The sequence below is a fragment of the Lutibacter sp. HS1-25 genome, assembly GCF_004121075.1.
Lineage (GTDB): Bacteria > Bacteroidota > Bacteroidia > Flavobacteriales > Flavobacteriaceae > Lutibacter.
Window position 1 is genome coordinate 9,350 of record NZ_RHLN01000116.1, and the last position, 793, is coordinate 10,142.

The 793-nt window shown below is 27.5% G+C and carries 1 protein-coding gene; it reads left to right on the forward strand.

Annotated features, from left to right (window positions below):
- Positions 1 to 238: 238 nt before the first annotated feature.
- The gene (locus EC396_RS12795) at positions 239 to 658 is read left to right on the forward strand and encodes a hypothetical protein (protein WP_129367009.1); all 420 of its coding nucleotides are present in this window, start codon (positions 239 to 241) and stop codon (positions 656 to 658) included.
- The last annotated feature ends 135 nt before the right edge of the window (positions 659 to 793 follow it).

Below are 793 nucleotides of genomic sequence, written 5' to 3' on the forward strand. Positions count from 1 at the left end.
ATTTAAGAATAATACAAAATGAGGTTTTGATACGTAGAAATTTAGGTCGGAAAGATTAATCCGAACTCCAAAGCTACTTTACACAACAACTCATAAAATTCATGCTATAATTCGAACTAATAGAAAATTTAAAATATTAAATAAACAATTTGCTACGGCTGAAAAATATCGTATTTTTAAACCGCACAAATCTTATAAAAGCCCGTTGTATGCAATTGAAAAAAAAAAAATTAAACCTATGAAAAAAATTATTTTACTACTATTAACTACTTTGATTTTAACTTCTTTTAACGAATACCCTACATCAGAATTTAGCATTGTTGGGAAATGGAAAGGAGAAGATGAAAAAGATATCGGATACATTACTTTTCAAGATGACGGTTACGCATATTTTGAATTTCAAGGACAAATTATTGGCGGAAAAGAATTTGTCGTTAATGGAAAAAAAGGAACAATGACATATGAAGTTAATTATTTAAAAACTCCAATAGAAATTGATATTATTGTTCAAAAAATTGAAAGTGGAGAAATAAATAAATTATTGTGTATAGTAGAGAATATTGAGAAAAATGTTATTAAACTTCAAATGGATTTTAATGGAAATCGACCAATTGAATTTGACGATAAAGAAGCAATTATATTTCAGAGAGTGGAATAAAACTGCATACAACAACTCATAAAATTTATGCTTACATTTAAACTAAATAACGAACTGATTAACATCCAACAAACGATTTGCTACGTCCGAAAAATCTCCGATTTTCCAGTCGCACAAATCTTATAAAAGCCCGTT